This window comes from Rhodoferax sp. AJA081-3 (assembly GCF_017798165.1).
Lineage (GTDB): Bacteria > Pseudomonadota > Gammaproteobacteria > Burkholderiales > Burkholderiaceae_C > Allorhodoferax.
Genome location: NZ_CP059068.1, coordinates 2124511 through 2146243, shown reverse-complemented (window position 1 = coordinate 2146243; position 21733 = coordinate 2124511). Strand labels below are relative to the sequence as shown.

General features: G+C 61.3%; 17 protein-coding genes. 7 read left to right on the top strand and 10 right to left on the bottom strand.

All coding sequences use genetic code 11. The features are described from left to right. Nucleotides 1–8: 8 nt before the first annotated feature. Nucleotides 9–2009 carry a lytic transglycosylase domain-containing protein gene (locus HZ993_RS09980; protein WP_209397558.1) on the bottom strand — a complete coding sequence of 667 codons (2001 nt, stop codon included), beginning with the start codon at nucleotides 2007–2009 and terminating at the stop codon, nucleotides 9–11. Nucleotides 2010–2018: 9 nt separating this feature from the next. Between HZ993_RS09980 and HZ993_RS09975 the strand changes: the two genes are divergently transcribed. Next, nucleotides 2019–2618, top strand: coding sequence for a 5-formyltetrahydrofolate cyclo-ligase (locus HZ993_RS09975; protein WP_209397557.1), 600 nt, complete (start codon nucleotides 2019–2021; stop codon nucleotides 2616–2618). A gap of 13 nt (nucleotides 2619–2631) precedes the next feature. Here the strand turns inward: HZ993_RS09975 and HZ993_RS09970 are convergent, their stop codons facing one another. Further along, the gene (locus tag HZ993_RS09970; protein ID WP_209397556.1) at nucleotides 2632–3063 is read right to left on the bottom strand and encodes a TfoX/Sxy family protein; all 432 of its coding nucleotides are present in this window, start codon (nucleotides 3061–3063) and stop codon (nucleotides 2632–2634) included. A gap of 9 nt (nucleotides 3064–3072) precedes the next feature. Then, nucleotides 3073–4011, bottom strand: coding sequence for a DUF6279 family lipoprotein (locus HZ993_RS09965; protein WP_209397555.1), 939 nt, complete (start codon nucleotides 4009–4011; stop codon nucleotides 3073–3075). A gap of 69 nt (nucleotides 4012–4080) precedes the next feature. Here HZ993_RS09965 and glmU point away from each other — a divergent pair, with 69 nt between their 5' ends. Both glmU and HZ993_RS09955 read left to right on the top strand, forming a co-directional pair. Next, nucleotides 4081–5463 carry a bifunctional UDP-N-acetylglucosamine diphosphorylase/glucosamine-1-phosphate N-acetyltransferase GlmU gene (gene glmU / locus HZ993_RS09960; protein WP_209398391.1) on the top strand — a complete coding sequence of 461 codons (1383 nt, stop codon included), beginning with the start codon at nucleotides 4081–4083 and terminating at the stop codon, nucleotides 5461–5463. A 20-nt stretch (nucleotides 5464–5483) separates the two neighbouring features. Next, nucleotides 5484–6230, top strand: a complete 747-nt coding sequence (locus HZ993_RS09955; protein WP_209397554.1) for an ATP-binding protein — start codon at nucleotides 5484–5486, stop codon at nucleotides 6228–6230. Here HZ993_RS09955 and HZ993_RS09950 read toward each other — a convergent pair. The 6 genes from HZ993_RS09950 to HZ993_RS09925 all read right to left on the bottom strand — a co-directional run bounded on the left by HZ993_RS09950 (nucleotide 6227) and on the right by HZ993_RS09925 (nucleotide 14272). Then, a complete protein-coding gene (locus HZ993_RS09950; RefSeq protein WP_209397553.1) occupies nucleotides 6227–7294 on the bottom strand; it encodes a glycosyltransferase in 1068 nt (355 codons plus the stop codon). The genes HZ993_RS09955 and HZ993_RS09950 overlap by 4 nt on opposite strands. 12 nt (nucleotides 7295–7306) lie before the next feature. After that, nucleotides 7307–8170, bottom strand: coding sequence for a FecR domain-containing protein (locus HZ993_RS09945; RefSeq protein WP_209397552.1), 864 nt, complete (start codon nucleotides 8168–8170; stop codon nucleotides 7307–7309). Nucleotides 8171–8189: 19 nt separating this feature from the next. Further along, nucleotides 8190–9572 carry a lipopolysaccharide assembly protein LapB gene (locus HZ993_RS09940; protein WP_209397550.1) on the bottom strand — a complete coding sequence of 461 codons (1383 nt, stop codon included), beginning with the start codon at nucleotides 9570–9572 and terminating at the stop codon, nucleotides 8190–8192. A 117-nt stretch (nucleotides 9573–9689) separates the two neighbouring features. Beyond that, complete coding sequence (locus HZ993_RS09935) at nucleotides 9690–10583, bottom strand: NAD(P)-dependent oxidoreductase (RefSeq protein ID WP_209397548.1); 894 nt, start codon at nucleotides 10581–10583, stop codon at nucleotides 9690–9692. A 13-nt stretch (nucleotides 10584–10596) separates the two neighbouring features. After that, complete coding sequence (locus HZ993_RS09930; RefSeq protein ID WP_209397546.1) at nucleotides 10597–13638, bottom strand: tetratricopeptide repeat protein; 3042 nt, start codon at nucleotides 13636–13638, stop codon at nucleotides 10597–10599. A gap of 151 nt (nucleotides 13639–13789) precedes the next feature. After that, nucleotides 13790–14272, bottom strand: a complete 483-nt coding sequence (locus HZ993_RS09925) for an Lrp/AsnC family transcriptional regulator (RefSeq protein ID WP_209397544.1) — start codon at nucleotides 14270–14272, stop codon at nucleotides 13790–13792. Nucleotides 14273–14411: 139 nt separating this feature from the next. Between HZ993_RS09925 and glmS the strand changes: the two genes are divergently transcribed. The 4 genes from glmS (at nucleotide 14412) to HZ993_RS09905 (ending at nucleotide 20112) form a co-directional block, all read left to right on the top strand. After that, nucleotides 14412–16322 carry a glutamine--fructose-6-phosphate transaminase (isomerizing) gene (gene glmS / locus HZ993_RS09920; RefSeq protein ID WP_209397542.1) on the top strand — a complete coding sequence of 637 codons (1911 nt, stop codon included), beginning with the start codon at nucleotides 14412–14414 and terminating at the stop codon, nucleotides 16320–16322. 179 nt (nucleotides 16323–16501) lie between these two features. Beyond that, on the top strand, nucleotides 16502–17227 hold the full coding sequence (locus HZ993_RS09915; protein WP_209397540.1) for an ABC transporter substrate-binding protein: 726 nt from the start codon (nucleotides 16502–16504) through the stop codon (nucleotides 17225–17227). A 55-nt stretch (nucleotides 17228–17282) separates the two neighbouring features. Then, nucleotides 17283–18872, top strand: a complete 1590-nt coding sequence (locus tag HZ993_RS24855) for a methyl-accepting chemotaxis protein (RefSeq protein WP_209397538.1) — start codon at nucleotides 17283–17285, stop codon at nucleotides 18870–18872. Between the two features lie 163 nt (nucleotides 18873–19035). Then, complete coding sequence (locus HZ993_RS09905; RefSeq protein WP_209397536.1) at nucleotides 19036–20112, top strand: LacI family DNA-binding transcriptional regulator; 1077 nt, start codon at nucleotides 19036–19038, stop codon at nucleotides 20110–20112. Here the strand turns inward: HZ993_RS09905 and HZ993_RS09900 are convergent, their stop codons facing one another. Next, nucleotides 20113–21657 (bottom strand): tryptophan halogenase family protein, encoded by a 1545-nt coding sequence (locus tag HZ993_RS09900; RefSeq protein WP_245213898.1) that lies wholly within the window; start codon nucleotides 21655–21657, stop codon nucleotides 20113–20115. Nucleotides 21658–21733: the final 76 nt, after the last annotated feature.

Here is a 21733-nt window from a genome sequence, read left to right as displayed (position 1 = left end):
GATGAGGTTTAGGGAAGGTCCAGGCCGGTGTCTACCGTGTTGGCGTCCTTGGGGCCTATTCTGCCGAGGCGTGCCTTCAGTGACTGGGGTTGTCCGGTGATTAGCGCGGCGTAGTTGGTGGTGTTGGCCAGCACCTTTTTGACGTAGTCGCGGGTTTCGTTGAAGGGCACGTTTTCGGCCCAGATGGCGGCGTCCATCACCGGGGCGCCGGTCTGTCCGCGCCAGCTGCGGGGGCGGCCCGGGCCGGCGTTGTAGGCGGCGGCGGCCAGGGGCATGGAGCCGTCAAAGCTGTCCAGCACCAGTTTCAGGTAACCGGTGCCGATGGCGATGTTGGTGTCGCGGTCGTTGATCTGGTGGGGCTGGAAGTTGGTCAGGCCGATCTTCTTGGCGGTCCATTTGGCGGTGGCGGGCATGACCTGCATCAGGCCCGAGGCGCCCACGTGGGACTTGGCGTCCATGATGAAGCGGCTTTCTTGGCGGATCAGGCCGTACACGTAGGCGGGGTCCAGGCCAATCTGGCTGGACCGCGCCACCACGGCGGCCTTGAAAGGCATGGGGAAGCGTTGTTCGGCGTCTATGGTCTGGCGCGTGCGTTCGCTGGTGTTGATGCAACGGTCCCACACCTCGAAACGGCAGGCCATGTCGGCCGCAGCCAGCAGGGCGCGGTCATCCATGCCGCCGCGTACATGCAGGTTGGTGCTGTAGTTCCACTCGCGCACACCCTCGGCGCGCAGGCCCATGTTGATGGCATACAGCGCGCGGTTCAGGCCCGGGTTCAGGCGGGCGGCTTCTTTTTCTTCGGCCGTCAGCGGTGCGGGTTTCGTGGGTGTGCTGATGCGTTGGCCCAGCTCTTCCTGCGCCAGTTGTTCGTAGAAACCGCGTGAGCTGGCAATGCTTTCAAACAGTTGTTGTGCCTGGCCGCGGGCGCCCTCTGTTTGCGTTTGCTGCAGCAGGGCGCGGGCACGCCAGTAGACCCAGGTCGGGTCGTTGCGCTGGGCCTCGGGCATGGCGGTGATGGCGTTCAACACCTGTTGCCAGCGGCCCAGGCGCAGTGCAGCGCGCACCTGCCAGGCCAGGTGGTCTTCGTGCATGGCGGCGGCGTTGCCATTGGCAAAGTAGTCGGCTGCACCGTTGGACAGCCGTTGCGCAGCGCGTTTGCCAATGACACCCCAGACCCAACTGCGCTCTTCGTCGGTGAGCTGCGTCTTCCAGCGCAGCTTGTTGATCTCGGCGGCGGCTTCTTCAGGGTCTTGCGTGGCCAGGCGTATCAGGGCCAGCGACACGAGTTCGCGTGTCTTGGGCTGGAAGGCGGTGAGTTTGTCGTTGAGGTACTTGCCGGGGTTGGTGTAGATGGCATTGAGTTTGGAGAGCGAACCAGGGCTGACGATGCCCACGGCCTGGGTGACCACCCGCAGGCGATCGTTTTCCATGCCCAAACGCGCGCGCTGCCAGACCATGGCCGCAGTTGTTGTGTGGTCCTTGAGCAACTGTTCGGCGGCGCTGGCGCAGCCATCGTCGGCCTCTTTGAGGCCTAGCCAGGCGTCTTTGACCTGGGCCGTGTTGTCCACACCACTGCTCAGGTGTTCGGCCAGCAGGGCGTAACAGCGCACCGACTTGTCGTCGTTCATGCGGTACAAGGGGTATTCGCGGTTGAAGGCCACCCAGTCGCGGTTGCGGCCATAGTGCAGCAACAGCTCGGCGCGCAGGCGGTCTTCCTGGTAGCTGCCGCTGAAACGGCTGAAGAATTCCTGTATCTCGGTAGGGCCGGCCTCGTCGAGCCGGGCCGAGAGGTCCCAATAGGCGGCCCAGGGCTCCAGCACATGGCCGCGCACCTGGGGCAGCAGGGCGATCAGGCGCTTGCGGTCCCGGCTTTTGTAGGATTGGGCCATGTCCATCAAGGTGCTATCGGCGCGCGAGATGTCACGGTTCTGGGCGTATGCTGGGGCGAAGGTGGACACCGTGGTAGCACCCAGAAGGGCTATCGATGTCAGAATGGCTGAAAACTGCATGTGGAGATTATGGACAACTCAGAAGATTCAAAAGCAGCGGCCAAGAAAGCCCTGCGCAAACACCTGCTTGAACTGCGCCTGAACCTGCCCGACCGGCTGGAGCAGGCCGACCTGTTGCAGCAGGTCATGCGCATCTGGCTGGTGGGCCGGCCCGACACCATCATCGGCGCCTACTGGCCCATCAAGGGCGAGTTTGATCCGCTACCGGCCTTGCACCGCTGGAAGGAAGACGGCGAGCTACTGGACCAGCCCCAGCTGCGCCGCATCGGCCTGCCCGTGGTCAACAAGGAACACAAGACCATGACCTTCCACGCCTGGTACCCGGGCTGCCCCATGGAAGAAGATGCCTACGGCATCCCCAAACCCAAAGATACCGAGGTCATCACCCCCACGCTGCTGTTTGCACCCTGTGTGGGGTATGGGCCGGGCGGTTACCGGCTGGGGTACGGCGGGGGCTTCTACGACCGCATGATGGCGGCGCTGCAGCCCAAGCCCTTTACGGTGGGGCTGGGTTTTGGGGTCGGTTTTGTGGAGGACTTCGAGCCCGAGCCGCACGACGTGCCGCTGGACGCCATCCTCAACAACCACGGGGTGGTGTGGCCGGTGTGATGGCTGGGGATTGCTAGGGTCGCGGAGGCTTGGTTGTCCTCGCCGGTTTGGGGGCGGCGGTTTTTGCAGTCTTGCGCACGGGTTTGCTGGCCTTGGCGCTGACGGCTGCTTCCAGGGCCAAACGCGCCCAGGGCGCCATGGCATGGGTGGCGTCCATGGCCTCTTCGGGGGCGCTGTAGTAGTTCATGCCGCGCGACACGGTCTCGCCGTCCTTGGTGGAGGCATAGGTGAAGCGCTCGCAGCCCGCGGCCTCCCATTGGGTACGGTTGGCATCGCTGGCCTTGAGCCAGAGCTTTTCGCCCGAACCCAGGTCGGCAATGATGGCAATCGTCAGTCCATCGGTGCTGATGCCCCAGCCCCCAAACATGCGTTTGGCAGCGCAGGGGCCCACTGTGGACAGCAGTTCGCAGCAGTACTGTGCAAATTCGGATCGGGCGTTGGCCATGGGGGTTGTCTAGAGCGGGGAGGATGCAGCTTGGCTGGTAGGGGCTTGCGCGCCTTGTGCGGCCAGCGCGCGGGCATCGGCTTCATAGTCCTGCAGGGCTTGTACCAGGTGTGTGCGCTGGCTGCTGGTGATGATGTTGTGCAGGGCGGCCGTGGCGGTGCAGCTCTCCAGCGTCAGACGGTCGATGTATTGGCGGTAGGCAGGGTCGGGCGCTTTGAGTGTGCGCTCCAGCAGGCCGCGGATGGCGGCGGTGGCCTGCGCAGCGGTGGGTTTGCTGGTGCGCAGGGTGGTCAGCACCTGCAAAGCGTCTTCATGGCGGCGCAGCATTTCCCGGTAGTTGCGGGGGCCGTCAAAGCTGGAGGTCTGGACGTGGTTTTTGATGATGGCCATTTGTGCCGGCTCCAAGCTTCCGTACAGGGATTCTGCGCGGTCCACGATCTGCTCTACCCGCCGCTCGGCGCGCTCAGTGCTTGTTCCTTCCAGCCACTGCTCGCGCCATTTCTTGTTGCGCTTGTCGAACTCGCGGGATACCTGTTCGATCTGGCTTGCCTGCAGACCGGGCGCAATGGCACCAATCGACGGGGCCACCCGCTCCAGCGTGACCTGCACGCGGGTTTGCAAGCTGGCTACGGTGTTGCACACCTGTGCAGGCGTGACCGGTTTGGGCGCCATGGCCTGCAGCTCTTTGAGCGTCTGTATCAGCAGGGGCAACTCTTCCTTGCGGTGCCAGTCCTGCACGGCCTGCAGGTCGGCCCGAATGCGCAGGCTTTGTTCACCGTCAAAGTCGAAATAGCTGTCCAGCCACCAGTAGGCCAGGGTGGGGGCACTGTTGTAGCCCAGGCGCACGGCGCTGCATCCAACCAACAGCGTGGCGATCAGCAGCGCACCGATAATGCTTGCTGAACGTGTGGATACACGTGCCATAAGCGAAGGTATTGAAAGGGACATGCTTTGACTTCCGAAATCCAGGCTCAAGAAAACACCGTGTTGGAACAGCAGGCCATTGATGTGGTCATTATGGCGGCCGGCAAAGGCACACGCATGAAGAGCCCATTGCCCAAGGTCTTGCATCCCTTGGCGGGGCGCCCCCTGTTGGGCCATGTGATGGATACCGCGCAGGCCTTGCAGGCCCGCCGTGCGGTTGTTGTGACCGGCCATGGTGCTATGGAAGTTGAAGCAGCATGTTCAGCATACACGGGGGCTACAGCCCAGTTTTCCATAAGTTATGTGCGCCAGGAGCCCCAGCTTGGTACAGGCCATGCCGTACAGCAGGCGGTGCCCGTGCTGGCCGATGATGGGGTGGTGCTGATTCTGTCGGGCGATGTGCCCCTGACCCAGCCGGCTACGTTACTGCACCTGCTGGCCGCCTGCGCGGGGACGCATTTGGCGTTGCTGACACTGGAGATGGGCAACCCCAGCGGTTATGGCCGCATCGTGCGCAGGGCCGATGGTGTGGTGCAGGCCATTGTGGAGCACAAGGATGCCTCGGCAGCACAACTGGCCATCACCGAAATTTACAGCGGCATCATGGCCGTGCCGGCGGCGCAGCTCAAGCGCTGGCTGGCCCGCCTCGACAATAAAAATGCCCAGGGTGAGTATTACCTGACCGATATCGTGAAGTTTGCCGTAGCCGATGGTGTGGCCGTGGTGGCACACAAGATCAACGATGCGGTGCAGGTGGCGGGTGTCAACAGCCCAGTGCAACTGGCCGAGCTGGAGCGGGCCTTCCAGTTGCGCGAAGCACACCGCCTGATGGAAGATGGCGTGCGCCTGGCCGACCCGGCGCGTTTTGATGTGCGGGGCGACTTATTCTGTGCCCATGGCGTCAGCATCGATGTGAACTGTGTCTTTGAGGGCCAGGTCAACCTGGGAGAAGGTGTATCCATCGGTGCCAACTGCGTGATCGCCAATGCCATCATTGAGGCCGGTGCCGTCATACACCCCTTCACCCATATTGATGGCGAGGCCCTGGGTGTGACCGTGGGTGCAGGTGCACTGGTAGGTCCCTTTGCCCGGCTGCGACCCGGTGCACGCCTGGGCGCCGAGGTGCACATTGGCAATTTTGTGGAAGTGAAAAACGCCACCCTGGCCAAGGGGGCCAAGGCCAACCACCTGGCCTACCTGGGCGACGCCACGGTGGGCGAACGGGTCAACTTTGGCGCGGGCAGCATCACCGCCAACTACGACGGCGCCAACAAACACCGCACCACCATCGAGGCTGATGTCCATGTGGGCAGCAACTGTGTGCTGGTGGCCCCCATCACGCTGGGAGCAGGCGGCACGGTGGGCGGTGGCTCAACACTCACCAAAGACACCCCCGCTGGCGCCCTGAGTGTGGCGCGTGGCAGGCAGGTCAGCATTGCCAACTGGTCGCGCCCGCAAAAGGCGCCCAAGGCCTGATACCTACTGGTCTGAAGACGATGGCCACCACACCACCCGATACCGACGCCCGTATCACCGCTCTGCAGGCTGAATTGGATGCCGTGCGTGCGGAGATGCAGCATTTCACGTATGCGGTCTCGCACGACCTGCGTGCACCGCTACGCCACATTCTGTCGTACGCACAACTGGTGCAGGAGGATGCGGGGCCGCAGCTCAGTGGCGAAGTGAAAGAGTTTTTGGCGACCATTACCGATTCGGCGCGGCACATGGGTGTGTTGCTGGATGGGTTGGCGGCGCTGTCGCGTGTGGGGTCAGCGCCGCTGGATGTGGGCCCGGTTTGCTTGCAAGAATTAATACCGGCGGTGTGCGGCGAGCTGGCTGCACAACATCCAGAGCGCACCATTGAGTGGCGCATTGCCGATGATCTACCCCTGGTGCAGGCCGATGCAGCGCTGTTGCGCCAGGCCTTGTCCCAGGTCCTGGGCAATGCTGTCAAATTCTCCGCGCAGCGACAACCGGCGGTGATCGAAGTGGACACCGCAGTTGAGGCGTCCAGCGCCTGCGTGGCGCTGCAGGTGCGGGACAACGGGGTGGGCTACAACCCCGCGCTGCAAGACCAGTTGTTCAAGGTGTTTGGCCGCTTGCACAGCAGCAAGCAATTTGAGGGTATTGGCATGGGCCTGGTGCTAGTCCGCAGGATGTTGGATCGTTTTGGTGCAACAGTTTCCATCCACGGGGTACAAGATGGCGGCAGCACGGTCCTGCTGCTGATTCCACGCGCCTAGCGCGGTCTGGGGGCGGTTGTGTGGGGAGTAGCGCCCGTATGGCCCGCCAAAGCTGTCACAAAACGCCCCAATATCACGGGCGAAGCCGCGGTTTGGAAAGCCTGGTGCCGCGCGCGCTCGCGGAGTTGGTCGAACGCGGGTGAGGGCATATAGGCCAAGCGCAGTGCTTGCACCCAATCACTGATGGGTGCATGTGCATCCACCAGAATGCCCCCAAGCCCCATTGTGTAAGGCAGGGCTCCGCGGGTGCTGGCGACTACCGGGATGCCGTTGATCTGTGCCTCTACCACGGTGCGGCCATAAGACTCTTCCCATAGGCTGGGCATCAGCAAGGTGCGGGCACGGACATACACAGTGCGCATGTCCAATGTGGGCGTGCACCATTCAATATTGGGCAAGTTGGAAGCGCGTTGCAGGCAGTAGGCGCGCCATTGCGGATCCAGACCCCAGCTCTCAGACACCAGGAAGGGAATGTCCGGGCAAGCCGCAGCCAACGCAAACATGATCTCCACACCCTTGATGGGCGTCGGGTTGACAAACAGCACGCGGTCGCCCTGGGTGTTGTTGACGAAATAGCGCTCTGGCAGGACCAGTGGCGGTACAACGACGCTGTTGATGCCACACAACACTCGCCAGCGTTGCGCGGTGAATTCCGAGTTGCTAAGGTACAGAACGGTCGGGTCGGGTACCAGCGTACCACCCAGTTGGTGGGTCTCCACGTTGTGCAGGTACACCGCGGTGGCCTTACCGGTTTCCAGCGCGCTGACCACCATGGGCAGCAGGGTCGTACCGCTTTGTACCACGATGATGGAAGGGCCCCAGCTGGCTGCCACTAATGCAAGATCTTGGATGGGATTGGCCACGCGGAACACCGGGTAACCCAGCTGTTCGTCACATTGCGACCGGGTCGAGGAACCTGGTACGGCATGCTCGCGCAGGCCGCAGAGCACGGCAACCTGCGCGCCCATACCGATCAGCGCGGTGCACAGGTCATCGGTGGTGGTTTGCAGTCCACCAATGACTTCGGGAAGATGGGGATAGACCGACGCGAAAAGTACCCGCATGGAGTCGGGGAATCAGGACTGAACCTGTGTTGGCGCACTGCCCAGCAGATCGCGCAAGGTATTGGCGGGGTTGTGGGTGCCAAGGTCTGAGGTCACGTACTTTGCGCGATCCGGCGCGAGGGACGAATTGGGAGAATTCAACCCAGCCGGCCGGTCATTGGTGCTCATCAAGTTGCCGGGGCTGCCTTGGGGCGTGGTCTGCCGGGATTCGAACTGATTGACCAGATTAGCCATGTCAGTTGCTGGCAAACGCATGGGGTCCCCTACGCTACTGCCAGTGACCGTTACGGAAAATCCCGGGCGGGTGACCGTGTGGAGTATTTGGGCACCGGTGCGGGCAACCTGCATATGCTCGCCGAACAGGAACACACCGCGTGTGGAGTCGGCTTGCGCTTCCACCAGCGTGATGCCGCCGCGAATGCCGATCGTGGCCGTGGGTGTGCGTATCTGTGCAGCGCTCCTGCCCAGCGGAGTGATGAATTTACTGACGAATCCACCGACTGCCCGCAGTGAGCCTTTGAGTAAATTGACCGCAATATTGCCCTGTTGGGCCTCCGGGCGAAAGACAAACTCGTCAATGACCAGCTCCGAGTTGGGGCCTAGTGTCATGGATGAACGGTCCATGAACAAGATGTGGATCACCCCCGTGCTGTCGGTTCTGAAGCGTTCGCCAAATGAGACGGCATTGCCGATGTAGACCACACGTTCGTTGCTGACGGACAGCACACCGGGCCGCGCGGCAGAGGTAATGCCCACTTGCCCGGTAGTGGGCGTGGCGGCACTGGCCGTGGGTGGCAACATACCGGTCGCGGCTGCCGCTGCGGCAGCCAGCCACCAGTCATTGATGTCTAGGGGAGGCGGTGGTGGTGGGGGCATAACGTTCTCCTGCCTGGGGTCAGTACTTCCAGATCACACCCAGGGTACCAGCGGTGTTGGTATGGGTGTAGTTTGGAATATTGGAAGGGATATTGGTGTGGTCCAACTGCAGTTGCACGGAAACGGCGCGTGTGACGGGCATCACGTTCATCATCGACCAGCGCCATTCGGTGTCCTTGCGAACCGTGCGCGCATCAACCGTGGCGTCAGCCCCGCGGTAGTCCCGCTGCTGGGTATGGACGGAAAGTGTAGTTGTCCACGGGAGGCCGCTTGACGAAATGGGAGCGGGGTAGGTCAGCGTGTATCCGATCTTTGCCTGGGGTCCTTTAAACGCGGTGTAAGGCGCATTGCCATCGAAGTCCACATATCCCAGCTCGGCGCTCAAAAACTGGTTGGTGCTCGTCTCGACGGTGGCGTACATCTTCAGGCTTTGGCGAGAACCTCCCAGGACTTGAGAGTTGGCGATGTCACTGCGTGCGGAAAATACAAGGCGGCCGTTTTCGTAGCTGCCACCCAGCAACAGGGTCTCGGATGGACGGAAGTCCCCATCTATGCCCCATCCACCCGCGGTAAAGTAGGAGTTGCCGTTGGCGGACGCGCTGCCAAACACCAGATGCGGACGGATGCTCAGCGCTGGTGCAGTAAGTCGCATGGGCTTGAACCGTAGACCTGTGCTCCCGGCAATCAGCGCGAGGTCTGACGGCTTGGTTGATCCAGCTTCGTTGCTGTAGCTGCTGACCGAGTTGTAGTGGTTGGCAAACATCACAAGGGAAGTGACGATGGAGGCTTCGTTTTGCTGATCCAAATCGAACACATGGTCCAGCGTGCCCCATAGGTGGACATCGGTATCAGACTTGGGGCCGGCGTCTTTGCCGCGTGCAATCGGATTGCCTTGGTAGTACACCGGGTCGTTGTCCGATGCCGCCGTAGGATTGCTTTGCGTGCGCACACCCAGCATCAGGCTGCCCGACAACTGTGACCGCTGGTTGCGCCGCACAACTTCGCGCAGCAGCGACTCCGCCTGGCGTTTTTGCGGTGGGTCCAAACGCGGGTCGTCAATGGCCGCACGCAGGTAGGTTTCGGAGATTGCGTACGACCCCAGCCGGAAATACAGCACACCCAATTCAACACGGATACTGGCCGGTGCATCAGGCGCAATCAGTAGGCCTTCCAAGGCCGCTATGCCACCTTCAAAGTTTCCGGAGCGGACCAGCAGGCTGGCGTATTTGGTGCGCGCCTCTATGGACGCTGCCTTGCCGATGACTTCCTGGAAAGCTTGTTCCACTTCCTGAGCGGTGGGCAGGGGAGTGCTTTGTGAAAACGCTGGCGCCGTGATTGTCGAGAGACATAACGCAATCGGCACGAGGCGTGTAGCCAAAATGGGTGTCTTTTTGTCAATCATGGTCTTGATTCCGGAAAGAATTGCCGCGACGCCGGGCTGAGCTTGCTCCCAATATGGCGGTTTTGTCCAGTGCAATTGCAATATAGCAGGTCTACCCCTCAAACCCAAGGTTGGCGATCAAGCCTGCGGATAGTAATCGTCCAAATAGGCTTTTAGTGCCACTTTCCAGTGGCGCATGGTGTTGAGTTGGCGCAGCTTGAGCTTGGCATTGACCAGGCATTCAGAAGGGGGGCGCTCGGCGAAATACTCTTCGCGAAAATGGCTTGAAGGGACCTCGGAGATAGCGACCCGGTCTTGCAAACCTCGGAGTTCCAGTATGGCGCGGGCCACCTCGACCCTGCTGGTCAATCCGTCGCAGGCCATGTTGTAGACGCCCCAATACTCCGTCTCCAGCAAGACCTTGACGTTATGGGCAAAGTCATGCGTATAGGTTGGTGAGCCAAACTTGTCGTTGACGATCGACAGTTCCTTTTTACCCTGCGCCAACTGGCGCATGATTTTCTGAACGAATTTTTTGTCCTTGGCCGGGCCACCGCCCATCATCCAGCCGCCACGGCACACCAGATGCTGGCGTACGTGTTCGCGCACGAACAGCTCACCGGCGTACTTGGAGCGTGCGTAACAGCTCAGGGGGTTGGGTGTGTCCCAGTCGTCAAATAGTTGCTTGTGACCGTCGAAGATGCCAGCCGTGCCGATGTAGAGCAGGGGAATGCCAAGTTCGTTGGCAATATACGCGGCATTCTCCGCCGCCATGGCATTGGTTCGCCACGCGTTCTCGGGATTCCTCTCGCAGTACTCCATGTCCGTGCAGGCGCCCAGATGGAACAGGTAGTCGGGCGAAAAGTCCGCCACATCTTTTCTATAGGCATCCAGATCACGGATGTCCAGGTAGGTGAGCCAGGGGGCATTGACGTCGATGTCGGTGCACTTCAGCAGGTTACCGGCGCCAAACACTTCGTAAAAGGCCTCCCCCAACATGCCGCCACAGCCAGAGATGTAGATTTTTTTCATATTCTGCGTATGCTCACTGCCTATTCTGAATGACCTCAAGGGCATACCTGCGCAAGAATCTGCCCAGCGCAGAGTCAGTGGTTTGCACGTGTGGCAGAGAAGATGTCAGCATGTCTGGCTTATCGGGATTGAACCGGCTCAAATGCAGCAATCGAACCAGGGCCCCGCAGAACGTCAACCGGCCTGCACTGTCTTCTGTAAAGTCCTGCTCCGAGCGCACGCGCCAGTAGCCGACATTCAACCCCCAATCGCGACTCGTCTGCACTTCGCGGAAAAAGGACGGCACCAGGTCTAGCCATTTTTGGTCGGTGAAAGCGCCATGCTCCGGCGCGTCGTAGGCATAACGACTGACCCGGTCGGCCCACCAGTCCAGAAAACCAAGCGCGTCGCTGCCGGTACCAACACCGACCATACCGGCGTTATAGACGCCGATGCGCATGGTGCCTAGTTCTTCCACAAGGCGTTCTGCTGTAAACGGCATCAGAAGATGGGGGGTGAGGAAAACGGAAAAGTCGCGCTTCTGCGGAAGTGAGGGGCTCAACGAACCCAGAAGGTAGGTGTCAGCATCCAGATAAACCACAGGGCATCCTGTAGCACGGGCCACATAACGCATCAGGAATGGTTTTAGCGTGCAGCACAGTTCCAGGATGTTATAGCGCTGGACCATTTCATCCCATGCCGCCGGTGCGATCACATCGCCCAATCGCACCGGAATAGCGCCCTCAGGAATCAGCGTAGCGTCATCAGAGTCAATGAGTAACAGGTAAATCTTGCCCGAGAAATGCCTGCGCGCTGAAGCCGTCAAGGTTCTCAGCAGGGGCAAATGGCTCTGTGTGGAAAAACTGCACAGAGCGTATTCATATTGGGCACCGGGAGTATCGCCTGGCAGAGCGTCTGCTGGATCCGGTTGTAGGTGGCGCGCGTGTTCTGTGGCAGTGCGGAAGTTCAGCAGACCGCGCGCCATCGAATCGGCGATCTGCTCTCCCAGGGTGCGTCGGCGCAGTTGAACAGCGTCTGGCCAATCGCGGCGCAGTTTTAATGCTTTGTGTATGGCCCGGAGCGCTTCCTCAAATTGATGTGCGGCGCGATGGGCTTCGGCAAGCCCATACCATGATGCTGCATCTTTGGCATCGTTCTGCACCGCGCACTGAAACGCGGTTACGGCGTCTGCGTAGTGACTGTCGGCGACACAAACCCAGCCCAGTTGTCGGTAGGTGCCATTGGTGTCTTCCGGCTCAAGTGCTAGTGCTGTTTGCAGCGCAGCCCGGGCGTCGGTCAGTCGGCTCTGTCGCAAGCGCACCTGGGCGAGTACACGCCAGGCAGCCCCAGACCGTGCGTCAAGTACCACGGCTTTTTCGGCATGCTCCGAAGCGGCCTTGATACGACCGCTGCGTTCCAGCACGGTGGCGGCGAGAATATTGCTCGTCACTTTCTCGGGCGCGAGTTCTAACAAGCGCTCAACCGCGTCCAGTGCTGCGGGCATATCGCCCGCTTCCAGTGACAGCCAGCCGGTTTGCAACCAGGGCTCAGGCAACCCAGTTGCCAGGCGGCGGGCACGGGCAAGTGCGCGCAGGGCAAGGCCAGGCCGCTGCAACTGTACGAACACCAAGGACAACCGGTACCAGTTCATCCCTTCCTGGGGCTGTTGTTTGAGCAGTTGGCGGCACACCGTGCGCGCGTCCTGGGTGTGATGCTGCGCAAGCAGGAGGTCGGCCAATTGGCGTAGCAACTCACCGGACCCGGGGGCGAACTCCAGTCCGTCGGATAGGACCTTGTGCGCCTCCGTATTTCTTGCAAGATGCTGCAATACGGTCGCCAGGTGGCAGCGGGTCTCTGTACTTTCCGGTTGCAGTGCGAGAGCGTCCGTGAGCTGCGATACCGCCTCTTCCCAGCCCGCAGGCCCTTGGTCGATCAGTATCTGGCCGTGCAACACCTGCGCTTCCAGCCAGCCTTCTAGCAGATGCCGTGCGCTCTGAATGGCTGCCAGTGCATCGGCGACCTTCTTTGCGGCGTGTTGGGCTCGGGCCAGCCCGTACCACGCCGATGGGTCGCTGGCATTGCTCGCCACGGCAGCTGTGAAGGCCGTTATAGCGTCCTCAAAGCGACGTTCCGTGATGCATATCCAGCCCAGCTTTTGCTGGGTTTCGCCGGTGTTGTGGGAGTCCAGGGCCAGCACAGCCTGCAGTGCCTGCGCAGCTTCGGGCAGGCGTTGCTGCCGGGTGCGCACCTGGGCTAGGGCACGCCAGGCGTCTGCAGATTGGTCGTCGCAGGCAACGGCTTGTTCTGCGTGGTCTGCTGCCGCCAGCAAATCGCCATTGCGCTCCAGCGCCACGGCGGCCAGGGTGTGGCTGATTCCCTCCCCGGGGGCCAGTGCCAACAAGCGCGCAACAGACGCACTGGCCTCGTCACTGCGATTAAGGTCCAGCAACAGTTGAATATGTTGGCGCAACAGAGCTGGGGTTACGGCTGAGAGCGTCAAACCGTCGGACAGCACTTGCAGTGCCTCGGCGGCCCTGCCCAGACGCTGTAGCGCGGTTGCCAGATGGCAGCGCGTCTCCGCGCTTTGCGGCTGCTGTGTCAGGGCTTGCGCGAGTGTTGCTGCTGCAGCCTCCCACTTGTCTTGTGCCAGTAAAAACCATCCCAGTTGTGCCAGTCGCTCCGGTTGGGTTTTGATGGACAACGCATGCCTGGCGTAGTGCTCCGCTTCTTCAAATCGATGCATATCACCCAGCACCCAGGCCAAGGACACTGCCGCTTCGTCCAGATTCGGATCAAAGGCAACTGCAGCCATGAGTGCTTGGAAGGCATCCTCCAGGCGGTATTCCTTTTGGTGTACCAAGCCAAGATACCAGTGCAAGGGAGCGTGCTCGGGATAACGCCCCACCGACGACGCCAGAAGCGCTAGCGCCTCTTCGGTTGACCCCGCTGACAGAAGAAACCACCCGAGGGCCGCATAGGCATGCGGCCGATCTTCGGAGGCGTGTTCAAGCGATTGGCGCGTGAGCTGGATGGCCTCTTCCAGCTTGCCTTCGTCGAAGCTGGCCCACGCAGCCATCAGGTTGGAATCTGCGGAAGCAAGGGCGTCGTGGGACTGTGTCACGGGATTTGGTGCCGGGGCGCTATAGCGTGTGTCGGGGCCGTGGTGCGCGTGGGGTGTTGGACATGCTGAAGATCAGTGTAAGGGAACTTGCCGTCGCGCTCGGCACTCAAGCCAGCGGCAACTCCGCCCCAAACTTGCTGCGCTTGATGCTGAAGAAAGCCTTGACGTTGCGCACATTCGCATCGCTGGTGAATAACTGCTGCGTCAACGCCTGGTAGGCCGGCATGTTGGCGGCATGCACCACCAGCACAAAGTCCGGCCCAGGGGAGACGCGGTAACACTGCTGCACTGCGGAGGCATCGGCTACCCGCGCTTCAAACTGCTCCAGGGCATCTGCGCCCTGGCGGTCCAGCGTGATTTCCACAATGGCGGTCAGGCCAAAGCCTATGGTGGCGCTCAGCTTTTCGGGGTTCAGGACTGCGATCTGGCGCTCTATCAGGCCTGCATCCCGCAGGCGTTTGACGCGGCGCAGGCAGGTTGGTGGCGAAATGTGAACCCGCTCGGCCAGCGCCTGGTTGCTCAGGCTGGCGTCACGCTGCAGCTGCGCCAAGAGTTGGGTGTCGATGGCATCCAGATCGATAGATTTCATAAATATCAATAAATCAGAAGTAAATTTCAATTCCGCAAGTTAGTGGAATTATCTTCCATACTTGCGAAAAATATGAAGATTAATTTTTATAACGTACCACTACCATTCGCCATCTTTGGTTTTTATGGGGAGTACGAATATGTGTGGCATCGTCGGCGCGGTATCAACCCGCAATATCGTTCCTGTGCTGGTGCAGGGCCTGGAGCGTCTGGAATACCGGGGGTATGACTCCTGTGGTGTGGCGGTGTATGCGCAAGACGCCGAGCAGTCTGGTCTGCGCCGGGCCCGCAGTACGTCGCGCGTGGCCGAATTGGCAGCCCAGGTCGCACCCGGGGCTGGCAGCGCCGGGGTGACTGGCAACCTGGGCATTGCCCACACCCGCTGGGCCACCCACGGTGCACCGTCGGTCAGCAATGCCCACCCCCATTTCAGCCATGGCGCGGGTCTTGACGCCCACCAGCGCCCGGGCCGCATCGCGCTGGTGCACAACGGCATCATCGAAAACCACGACGAACTGCGCGCCGCGCTCAAGGCCAAGGCTTATGTGTTTGTCAGCCAAACCGACACCGAAGTCATCGCCCACCTGGTGGACAGCCTGTACGACGGCGACCTGTTCGAGGCCGTGCAGGCGGCGGTCAGCCAACTGCACGGTGCCTACGCCATCGCCGTGTTCTGCAAGGACGAGCCGCACCGCCTGGTCGGTGCACGCGCCGGCTCTCCGCTGATTCTGGGCGTGGGCAAAGACGGGCAAGAGCACTTTTTGGCCAGCGACGCGATGGCACTGGCCGGTGTGACCGACCAGATCGTCTACCTGGACGAAGGCGACATGGTGGATGTACAACTGGGCAAATACTGGCTGATCGACAAGACCCGCAAAGCGGTCGCCCCGGCGCAGCGCCCGGTCAAGACGGTGCTGGCCCACAGCGGCGCCGCCGAGCTGGGTCCGTACCGTCATTACATGCAGAAAGAGATTTTTGAACAGCCCCGCGCCATTGCAGACACACTGGAAGGTGTGGAGGGCATAGTCCCTGAGCTGTTTGACCTGCAGATGAACCACAAGCCCGGTGCCAACGCGGCCCGCGTGTTTGCAGAGATCGATTCCGTGCTGATTCTGGCCTGCGGCACCAGTTATTACAGCGGCTGCACGGCCAAGTATTGGCTGGAGAGCATTGCCAAGGTGCCCACCCAGGTGGAGGTGGCCAGTGAATACCGCTACCGCGAGTCCGTGCCCAACCCCAAGACGCTGGTGGTCACCATAACCCAATCGGGCGAGACCGCCGACACATTGGCCGCGCTGCGCCACGCCCAAAGCCTGGGCATGCACCACACACTGACCATCTGCAACGTGGCCACCAGCGCCATGGTGCGCGAATGCAGTCTGGCCTATGTCACACGCGCCGGGGTTGAGATCGGGGTTGCGTCGACCAAGGCGTTCACGACCCAATTGGCTGGCCTGTTCCTGCTGACGCTGGCCCTGACGCAAGCCAAGGGCCGCCTGTCCGAAAGCGAAGAGCAACGCCATCTCAAGGCCATGCGCCACCTGCCCGCTGCGCTACAGGCCGTGCTGGCGCTGGAACCACAAATCATCAGCTGGTCGGAAGACTTTGCGCAGAAAGAAAACGCGCTGTTCCTGGGCCGTGGTCTGCACTACCCCATTGCGATGGAGGGCGCACTCAAACTCAAGGAGATCACCTACATCCATGCCGAGGCTTATGCGGCCGGTGAACTCAAACACGGCCCACTGGCGCTGGTCACCAGCGAGATGCCGGTGGTCACCGTTGCCCCCAACGACGCGCTGCTGGAAAAACTCAAGAGCAATCTTCACGAGGTGCGCGCCCGCGGAGGTGTGTTGTATGTGCTGGCAGATGCCGATACCCGCATCGAGAGCGGCGAGGGTATGCACGTGATCCGCATGCCCGAGCACTATGGCGAGTTGTCGCCGCTGCTGCACGTCGTGCCGCTGCAACTGCTGGCCTACCACGCAGCCTGTGCGCGGGGTACCGATGTAGACAAGCCGCGCAATTTGGCAAAAAGCGTCACGGTCGAGTAAGGCCCTCTACCCTGGAGGGTATTTGATGAAATTGACCTCTAGCCCCCGTCAAATATACCTCTATAGCTATTAATTTAATAGTGTTCTGCCGGAGGGTTGAGCCGCAGCAACATTGACATGCGCCCCGTGGAGGAGGAGGATGGCGGGCACAAGAAGTACAAAGTGCTTGGAGGCTCTTGATGCGTGTGGTGTTTGGCGTAGTCCTGGCGGCAGCGGGTGCAGTACATGCGCAGGACGTGATCGACCTGCACTTTTATGTGCGCCCTCCGTATATGGTGTTGGGTGCTGATGGACAGATCAGCGGCCTGACGGCAGACCCCGCCAAAGCCGCCTTTGAAGCGGCCGGCGTGCGTTACCGCTGGCAGCAGACCCCTGCCAGGCGCCAACTCGTGGTGATTGAAAACGGTGCCGGTCTGGACTGTGGCGTGGGCTGGTACAAGACCCCCGAACGCGAGCACTTTGGCACCTTTACAGCCCCCTTGTACCGCGACAAGCCGACCGTGGCCATCGCCCGCAAGCAGTTTCAGCCTGCCCAAAAGTCGTTGGCAGGCATCGTGGCGGACCCGGCGGTACGGGTTGTCATGAAGATGGGGCTGACCTACGGGCGTGATGTTGTCGAAACCATGGCAAAAGCCAAGGCGCAGGTGCAAACAGTGACCACCGAACAGGCCACCCTGGCGCGCATGGTTGCCTCCGGCCGGGTGGACTTCATGTTTTCGCCCCAGGAAGAAGCCGAGGTCTTGGTTGCAGAAGTGGAGCGTGCAGGCGAGGGTCTGAAGGTGCTGTCGTTCTCCGATATCCGGGAGGGCGGCACCCGCCACATTCTGTGCAGCAAACGTGTGGGTGACGAAACCATTGCGAAGTTGAATGCGGCGTTGGCCAAGCTGAGCCCGGCCGTCAAATAGTGCTTGCCCATGGGTGTGTGAATCCATCACCTACCCCAACCTGAAGGAGAAAGCCATGTCACTGCAGCAACTGAAAATTGGTGCCCGTCTGGGCTTTGCCTTTGGTCTGGTATTGATGGTTACCGCGCTGATCTCGGTGATAGGGGCGTGGCGGCTGGGCATTCTCAATGAAGCGACCAACAACCTGGCTACCGTGGAATTGCAGCGCAATGCCTTGGCCCAGAAGTGGAGTGCAGATATCAATCTGAACTGGGTGCGCACCGAGGCCCTGTTGCAGTCCAGCGATACGGCCCACATGCAGGCCCTGCAAAAGCAGATGGACGCCACGTCCAAGACCATCAGCGATACACAAAAGCGGCTTGAACCTCTGATACAAGATACACGCGGCAAAGCGCTGTTTGCCGACATCGGCAAGTTGCGTGAGTTGTACCGTGGTCCGCGCAGCGAACTGATGAAGAAGAAGTTGGCGGGTGAAGATGTGGCCGGTGCCCTGTCCACCACCTTGCGGCCGTTGGCCGAAAACTACCTGCGCGGGCTACAGGCGCTGGACAACCACATGGACGAACGCCTGGCGCAGAGCCAGGCCGAAACCAATGCCGTGGCGCGCACCGGCCAGTGGATGCTGAGCATGGGCGCATTGGCGGCTGCCGCCATTGGCGTGTGTCTGGCCTTCTTCACCACCCGCTCCATCACGGGCCCGATAGGCAGTTCGGTCTCGTCGGCGCAGGCCATCATGCAGGGCGATTTGTCGGTGGGCATTTATCCCGACGGCAAGGACGAGGCTGCACAGTTGATGAATGCCCTGCTGGCCATGCGGGACAACCTGTCGCACATTGTGGGCGAGGTGCGGGGCAATGCAGAGGGCGTGTCCACCGCCAGTGCCGAGATTGCCCAGGGCAATAACGATTTGTCCATACGCACCGAGCGGCAAGCGGCGGCCTTGCAGCAGACCGCGGCTTCCATGGCCGAACTCAGCTCCACCGTGCAGCAAAACGCCGACAACGCACGCCAGGCCAACCAGTTGGCTTCCAATGCTTCCTCCGTCGCCATACAGGGCGGCGAGGTGGTGGGCCAGGTGGTGGCGACCATGAAGGGCATCAACGAGTCCTCGCAAAAGATATCGGCCATCATCAGTGTGATCGATGGCATTGCCTTCCAGACCAATATCCTGGCCTTGAACGCTGCGGTGGAAGCGGCGCGCGCGGGGGACCAGGGGCGCGGGTTTGCGGTGGTGGCGTCCGAGGTGCGGGCCTTGGCGGGGCGTTCGGCCGAGGCCGCCAAAGAAATCAAATCCCTGATCAACACCAGTGTGGAGCGGGTCGAACAAGGCACCCTTCTGGTGGACAAGGCTGGCAGCACCATGACCGATGTTGTCAGCTCCATCCAGCGTGTCACCAGCATCATGGGTGAGATCAGCTCGGCCAGCAGCGAGCAGGCATCGGGCGTGGCCCAGATGGACACGGCAGTGACGCAAATGGACCAGGCAACCCAGCAAAATGCGGCCTTGGTGGAAGAGATGGCTGCAGCAGCCAGCAGCCTGCGTGTGCAAGCCAAGGCGCTGGTGGATGTGATGTCCGTCTTCAAGCTTGGCGACAGACCGGCGTATGCCGCATCGGTGCCCGTTCGTATGCTGGGTGGAGCCTGACCCGCGGCGGCACCGTGCGATACTCAAACGGCGTACCCTTTCGTCGCCGTTTTTCCCGTTAGCGAGGTCTTCTGTGCCGCACATCCTTTCGCCCATTTACCTACTTTCCCCGCATGCCGCTGCAGTGGCCGAGCGCTCCAACTTGGCTGGCACAGGTCTGTAGATGGCAAGCTTGGCAAAGGCGGGCGCCGCCGCGACGATCAACGATGTGGCAGACCGATCGGGTGTGTCGATCAAGACGGTGTCGCGTGTCATCAACCAAGAATCCGGCGTCCACCCGCTGACACGTGAACACGTGCTCAAGGTGGTGGCCGAGCTGAAGTACCGGCCCAAGTTGTCGGCCCGCAGCCTGGCCGGGGCCCGCTCCTTCCTGATCGGCTTGCTGTATTACGACCCCAGCGCGGCCTTCGTGGGTGATGTGCAGCAGGGCGCCACATTGCGCTGCCGCGAAGCCGGCTACCACCTGGTGGTGGAGTCCTTGCACAACGACGCGCCCGACCTGGCCCAGCAAGTGGCGCGTATGGTCAGCGCACTGCAGCCCGACGGCATGATTCTGACGCCCCCGCTGTGTGACAACCCCAAGGTGTTGAAGGCCCTGCGGGACAACCAGACCCCATATGTGCTGCTGTCGCCCGCACGCGATGTCAAAGGCGTGGCCAGCGTGCGCATGGACGATGCCCATGCGGCCGAAGAGATCACCAATCTGCTGATCAGCCTCGGCCACGAACGTATTGCTTTTATCAAAGGGCCTGCAGACCAAGCCGCATCAGCCCTGCGCTACCAGGGCTACCTGCGTGCCATGAAGGCGCACCGCATCCCCGTGGAGCAGGACTTTGTCTGCCAGGGCGACTTTGTGTTCGCGTCCGGTGTGGAGGCTGCCCATAAGCTGCTGAGCCGCCGTGTCCGCCCCACGGCGGTGTTTGCGGGCAACGATGACATGGCCTTGGGTGTGCTGGCTGCTGCACAGCGCCTGGGGCTGGCGGTCCCTGGTGATCTGTCGATTGCGGGCTTTGATGACTCGCCAGCGGCAAGCCTGGTGTGGCCCCCGCTGACCACCGTGCGCCAGCCCAAGAACGCAATGGCGCGGGTAGCGGTCGAGATGCTGATAACGTCCAACCGCAGCGATGCCCCCGAGCTGGCCGAAGACGACTTGCACCGCGTGTTGCCACACGAGCTGGTGGTTCGGGATTCCACCAGTTCGCTCAAGGCCAACACAGGCGCCCAAGGCAAGCGGCGCTGATCAGGCCAGGCGGGCACACAGGTTGCTGACCAGCGCGCGGTGTGTGGGCAGGTCGGCCAGCGCGCGCAGGCCCATCTTCTGGATCATCGCGAATTCCTGCCGAGCCTCGTCCATGCGCGGGTAGGCGGCGCGGCTGGGGCCCAGATCGGTATTGAACTCCATGCCATACAAAACATACTGCCAGCTGGACGGCGGGTACATCTCCAGATCAACCACAAAGTCCAGGCGGTGCGGTGGGCGGCAGCGCCACATGGCCAGTTTCTCCTGCAGCGTGCTGGGGATGGTGCGTGTATCGGCGTTGTCTATCCAAAACTGGGAGTCGGTGCGCTGGGTCAGGCAGTAGTGCATCTTGACGAAATCGACAATGCGTTCATACCGTGCACGCATCATCTCGTTGAACAACTTGGCCACGGGCACCATGTTGCCATCACGCGGGAAGAGGTAACTGACCAGGTAGGCCGCGGTCTCGATCAGGCCAATGCCGGACGATTCCAAGGGCTCCAGAAAACCGCCCGACAGGCCCACCGCCACACAATTTTTGACCCACTGCATATCGCGGTAGCCCACATTGAGTTTCAGCTTGCGGGGTGTCAACGCATCGCTGGCGGGCCCAATGTAGGCGCGCAACACCTGCTCCGCGCGCACATCGTCCGTGTAGCGGCTGCTGTACACGTAACCTATGCCGCGCCGTTGTTGCAAGCCAATGTCCCACGTCCAGCCAGCCGCGTGTGCGGTGGAAATGGTGTACGAGGGTATAGCCGCATCGGCAGTGGCATACGGTACCTGCATGGCCAGGGCAGTGTCCACAAACAACACGTCGTTGAGGCTGCGAAACGGTGAGCCCAATGCCTTGCCAATCAGGGCCGCTTGGAAGCCCGTGCAGTCGATGTAGAGATCGGCGGTCAGGGTGCCGCACTCGCGTGTCACCACACCGGAGATGGCGCCGTCTTCTGCCAACTCCACCGTGTCGACGGTTGCCACTTTGTGGGCAACGCCCAGAGACTTGGCATGGGTGGCCAACAGCGTTGCAAAGCGCCCCGCGTCGAAATGGTAGGCGTAGTTGAGAGGCCCAAGATAGTCGCCGTCACCCGTGCGCTTGGGTCCGTGTGATGCATCGGCCACACGTTTTTGCATGGTGGATGCCTGTGCAAATGCTGCACCATTTTCGTCTGCACCCAACAGCCAATACGGCAGCAAGTCCGGGCCGCCGGCGCGCTGGCTGGGCAGGCTGAACGGGTGGAAATAGTGGTTGCTGCCCGGCGTGCCTGGGGCGCGCACCCAGTCCACAAATTGGATGCCTTGTTTGAATGTGGCATTGCATTCGCGTATGAAGCGTGCCTCGTCAATACCGATGGCTGCCAGCGTGCCGCGTATGGACGGAAACGTGCCTTCTCCCACGCCGATGATGCCAATCTCGCTGGACTCGACCACCGTGATATGGACGCCAGAACCCGACCCGCTTCCGAGTGTGCGGGCCATAAATGCAGCGGTCAACCAACCGGCCGTTCCGCCCCCAACGATAAGTACATTCTGAACAGGTTTCACGGAGTCTTCCTTCTGAAATGGATGAACGGTAGGGCTGGATGCCTGCAAAAACCACAGGGTTAACCCGGAGGTTTTC

Coding starts and splice junctions, on each gene's coding strand:
- glmU (WP_209398391.1), top strand. CDS start 4,081: ATGGCGGCCGGCAAAGGCACACGCATGAAGAGCCCATTGCCCAAGGTC.
- glmS (WP_209397542.1), top strand. CDS start 14,412: ATGTGTGGCATCGTCGGCGCGGTATCAACCCGCAATATCGTTCCTGTG.
- HZ993_RS09975 (WP_209397557.1), top strand. CDS start 2,019: ATGGACAACTCAGAAGATTCAAAAGCAGCGGCCAAGAAAGCCCTGCGC.
- HZ993_RS09980 (WP_209397558.1), bottom strand. CDS start 2,009: ATGCAGTTTTCAGCCATTCTGACATCGATAGCCCTTCTGGGTGCTACC.
- HZ993_RS09945 (WP_209397552.1), bottom strand. CDS start 8,170: ATGCCCCCACCACCACCGCCTCCCCTAGACATCAATGACTGGTGGCTG.
- HZ993_RS09955 (WP_209397554.1), top strand. CDS start 5,484: ATGGCCACCACACCACCCGATACCGACGCCCGTATCACCGCTCTGCAG.
- HZ993_RS09950 (WP_209397553.1), bottom strand. CDS start 7,294: ATGCGGGTACTTTTCGCGTCGGTCTATCCCCATCTTCCCGAAGTCATT.
- HZ993_RS09940 (WP_209397550.1), bottom strand. CDS start 9,572: ATGATTGACAAAAAGACACCCATTTTGGCTACACGCCTCGTGCCGATT.
- HZ993_RS09930 (WP_209397546.1), bottom strand. CDS start 13,638: ATGGCTGCGTGGGCCAGCTTCGACGAAGGCAAGCTGGAAGAGGCCATC.
- HZ993_RS09965 (WP_209397555.1), bottom strand. CDS start 4,011: ATGTCCCTTTCAATACCTTCGCTTATGGCACGTGTATCCACACGTTCA.
- HZ993_RS09905 (WP_209397536.1), top strand. CDS start 19,036: ATGGCAAGCTTGGCAAAGGCGGGCGCCGCCGCGACGATCAACGATGTG.
- HZ993_RS09970 (WP_209397556.1), bottom strand. CDS start 3,063: ATGGCCAACGCCCGATCCGAATTTGCACAGTACTGCTGCGAACTGCTG.
- HZ993_RS24855 (WP_209397538.1), top strand. CDS start 17,283: ATGTCACTGCAGCAACTGAAAATTGGTGCCCGTCTGGGCTTTGCCTTT.
- HZ993_RS09915 (WP_209397540.1), top strand. CDS start 16,502: ATGCGTGTGGTGTTTGGCGTAGTCCTGGCGGCAGCGGGTGCAGTACAT.
- HZ993_RS09925 (WP_209397544.1), bottom strand. CDS start 14,272: ATGAAATCTATCGATCTGGATGCCATCGACACCCAACTCTTGGCGCAG.
- HZ993_RS09935 (WP_209397548.1), bottom strand. CDS start 10,583: ATGAAAAAAATCTACATCTCTGGCTGTGGCGGCATGTTGGGGGAGGCC.